We start from the raw sequence: 3670 nt of genomic DNA, 5'->3' as shown, positions 1-3670 counted from the left end.
GCGCCATGCGCGCACTTGTTTCTACACGATCCGGGTGCAACCAGCTGATCTATCTCGGGAAAACGTGGGGAAACCTCAGTGCCTGGGTGCGTTCTTCCAGCTGCACGTTGGCCTGTTCCAGCTCGGCCTGCTGCTTTTCCAGATCGCTCTGCGATTGCTGCAGGCTGCGGCTTTGTTCTTCCAACTCTTCGTTGGTCACGCGCAGTTCTTCCTGCTGGTTCTGCAGTTCTTCGCTCTGGCGCTGGGTTTCTTCCAGCAAGGCCAGCAACTGCGCGCGCAGCAACGCAGTGCGCAAGGCCAGGCCGATGTTCTCGCCGCAGCGTGCGAGCAGTTCCTGCTCGCACGCTGCGGCAGTGCGCTGGTCGGTTGCGCGGCCAAGCTCCACGATGCCGATCACCCGACCATCGGCGGTGACCGGGGCCAGCAGCAGTTCCTGGCAGGCACTCCTGCCCAGGCTGGAGGCGATCTGCAGGTGTCCGGCATCCACACCACGCACGCGACGCACCGCGCCACGCTGCAAGGCTTCGCCCAGTTGACCGGTGTTGGTTGGCAACGTCTTGGGCATGTCGGCCGGCAGCGCGGTGCCGCCGGTCAGACGCAGGCGCTCGCCTTCGATGCGATACAGCGCACCGACCTGCGCATCCAGCGTGTCGCACAATGCGCGCACGGCGGCATCGGCCAATGCGTCCGGGCTTTGATCGCCGCGCAAACTGGCTTCGACCGTGTTCTCTGCCTGTTGCAGCCACAGTGCGAATTCGGCCTGACGCCGCGCGCGAATCGCCTGCATCACCACCAGCGCCATCGCCAGGAACGACACGCCGCCGATGCTGCGGTTGATCGACGAAAAACTGGAGTTGGTGCTGGCCGGCGCCAGATTGAAACCCACCGCCAACAACGCGCACGACAGCGTGCCCACGATCAAGGGCACCTGTGTGCGGTTTTGAAACACCGTCACCCCAACCGCGACGAAGTAGGTCAGCCACACCCCATAGCCCAGCGGCGTGACCAGTTCCACAGCGAGCGTTGCAGTCATCAGGGCCCCCGCGATGACCCACACCCAGCGGTCGCGTGTGGTCGAGATGTTCTGCATGAGGCGCGCGGACCGAAGTGAGGGGAGGTCATGTTAGCCGATAAGATTCACGCGTAAATCGCGGGAAATTTGACGCTTTCCGGCCGGGTTGGCTTGCACGTTTTCTTCACGCATCCGTCACTATGGTCCGGCGCTTTCCAGGCGGGAACATCGCGTGATGGATGCGGAAACGACCGCCGACAGCGTCGGTCCGCTTTCTCACAACAGCAGGCAATGCCAGCTGTTGCGTGAGGGCGGGTGGGATTGTGCGATCTACACGCTCGATACGGGCGGCCATGTGCGTGGCTGGAATGCTGGTGCCGAGCGCATCAACGGCTATGCCGCTGCCGATGTCATGGGCACGCATTTTTCGCGGTTTTATGGGCCCGTAGACACACAGCGCAGTGAGCCGGCGCAGACGCTGGAGATCGCCAAACGCGACGGTCGCTTCGCTGCAGAAGGATGGCGATTGCGCAAGGACGGCAGCCGTTTCCGGGCACGCGAGGTGATCGCCCCGTTGGTGGAATGGGACGTGCTGGTCGGCTTTGCCGTAGTCATCTGCAATATCGGCGAGCGCCATGCAGCGCAGCAGTCAGTGCAGCAATCGCAGCAGGTGCTCTTGCAGGCGCAACGCAGCCAGGCACTGGGCAGGCTGACGCGGGGCATGGCGCATGACTTCAACAATCTGCTGACTGTGATGGCGACCAGCCTGGATCTGATCTCGCGGCGTGCGGGCGAGGATGCACGTACGCGCACCTTGGTGGGCGCTGCGCAGACTGCAGTGGAGCGGGGCACCTTGCTGACACGCCACGCGCTCACCTTCGCACGCGGGCAGCAAGCGACTCCGCAACGCCATGCAGTCAATGCAATCGTGACCCGCTCGTTGGAATTGCTGCAGTGTGCGTGTCCAACCGGCCTTTGCCTCTTGCTTGAAGTGGCCGACGCATTGCCGGACGTGCGCATGGACCCAGGTCAACTGGACGCCGCACTGCTCAATCTGGTCTTCAATAGCTGCGATGCCATGCCCGATGGAGGTACGATCTTGCTCATCACTGCCATGCAACGGCGTGCCGCCCCGTCCGACCCGCACGGTGCGCAGAGTGCTTACATAAGCCTTGCAGTGCGCGATAATGGCACCGGCATGTGCGCGGATGTGGCGCAGCGCGCCGGCGAAGCATTTTTCACCACCAAGGACGCGGGCAAGAACGCCGGTCTGGGCTTGAGCCAGGTGTTCGACTTCGCGTCCCAATCCGGCGGCTTTGTCGAGATTGACACCGCACCCGGACACGGCACCACCGTGACCTTGTTTCTCCCGGCCATTGAGGACGCCGAGCATGACTGAAACCCTGCGCCTGCTGATGGTTGAGGATCAAGAAGAACTGCGCGAGCTGATCGGCGAGGCACTGCGCGATGCAGGTATTACCGTCGACACCGCCGAAGACGGCCACAGCGCATTGCGCATGCTGCGCGAGAGCGGGCCTTACGATGTGGTGTTCAGCGATATCAGCATGCCCAACGGCATGTCGGGCATCGAGTTGAGCGAGCAGGTGACGCAACTGCTGCCGCAGGCGCGCATCATCCTGGCGTCGGGGTTTGCCAAAGCGCAGCTGCCGCCACTGCTGCCGCAGGTGGATTTCCTGCCCAAGCCCTATCGCCTGCGTCAGTTGATCGACATCTTGAAAGGCGCAGCAGCCAACGCGTAAACGTTGGCTGCCCCCATCCCGCGTGTGTTGCTGATTCAACGGCTCTGGTAGTACAGCTTATCGATGGCGATCTACACCGGCGCGGCCACCAGCATGAACATCTGTCTAACCGCCTGCAGATTCAGATCGTGGAACGCACTGAAGGGGATGCTCACCTCGTGACAGGCGGCATTGTGCACCAATCCGTAGTGATTGCCGCCAGCGACGAAATCCACCCAGCTGTCGCCAAAACTGCTGTTTATGCCGATCTTCAAGCTCGAGGGTGTGGTGGTTTTTACGTGCAATTTGAGTGTGCAACCGGCATACCCGGCCATGTTGCGATAGTCGGTCTGGATGCACAGCCCGTACCACGCGCCGACATTGGCGCGATACGCCATCACATTGCCGCCTTCGAATGGCGCCTGCGCAATCGGGGTGAAGTTGATGCATAAGTACAGCTCGGCATCCTGGCCGAACGTCAGCCGCCCGCTGGTATCGCTTTGCTCGGTGAACACACCGAAGCGCCCCGCAGGCGCGGCATGTTGCGTGCCGACATAGAGTTGCGAGCCGGGGTTTTGATACAGCCGGATGTAAGCGATCTGCATCTTGCCCCGCAACGGCGCAGTCACCGCAGCAGGCGAGGTAATGCCGGTATAGGTGCCGCTCACTGCGAGATTGAGCAGCAGATATTGCTGCTGGTGGAATTCATGCAGCGAGGCGCCTTCGATAATTGGAGATCGCAAATTCGAAGTATTGCTGGCCGTCGATCGACACCCGGATGAACTGCGGGTCTTAGAGCCCGTTCAAAGTCTTCCCGAATTATCCGATCATATGGAGACGAGAGCACGCTATCCCAGTGACGTCAGCCGCGAGCAGTTTGAGCAGATACGCGCTCTGCTTGAAGGTGCACGCAAGAAGA

The 3670-nt window shown here is 61.7% G+C and carries 2 protein-coding genes and 2 pseudogenes; 2 read left to right on the top strand and 2 right to left on the bottom strand.

What is annotated here, in order from left to right; translation table 11 throughout:
- Positions 1-76: 76 nt before the first annotated feature.
- Positions 77-1090, bottom strand: a pseudogene (locus XpopCFBP1817_RS19955) (GAF domain-containing protein); the annotation flags it as partial.
- 157 nt (positions 1091-1247) lie between these two features.
- Between XpopCFBP1817_RS19955 and XpopCFBP1817_RS19950 the strand changes: the two are divergent.
- Together XpopCFBP1817_RS19950 and XpopCFBP1817_RS19945 are read left to right on the top strand one after the other, a co-directional pair.
- The gene (locus tag XpopCFBP1817_RS19950; RefSeq protein ID WP_128418406.1) at positions 1248-2411 is read left to right on the top strand and encodes a two-component system sensor histidine kinase NtrB; all 1164 of its coding nucleotides are present in this window, start codon (positions 1248-1250) and stop codon (positions 2409-2411) included.
- A complete protein-coding gene (locus XpopCFBP1817_RS19945) occupies positions 2404-2772 on the top strand; it encodes a response regulator (protein WP_128418405.1) in 369 nt (122 codons plus the stop codon). The genes XpopCFBP1817_RS19950 and XpopCFBP1817_RS19945 overlap by 8 nt, the downstream gene beginning before the upstream one ends.
- Positions 2773-2843: 71 nt before the next feature.
- Here the strand turns inward: XpopCFBP1817_RS19945 and XpopCFBP1817_RS19940 are convergent.
- A pseudogene (locus XpopCFBP1817_RS19940) lies at positions 2844-3543 on the bottom strand (glycoside hydrolase family 16 protein); the annotation flags it as partial.
- Positions 3544-3670 lie beyond the last annotated feature (127 nt).

It is taken from the genome of Xanthomonas populi (assembly GCF_002940065.1).
Taxonomy (GTDB): domain Bacteria; phylum Pseudomonadota; class Gammaproteobacteria; order Xanthomonadales; family Xanthomonadaceae; genus Xanthomonas; species Xanthomonas populi.
This window is presented reverse-complemented; position numbering and strand designations above follow the sequence as displayed.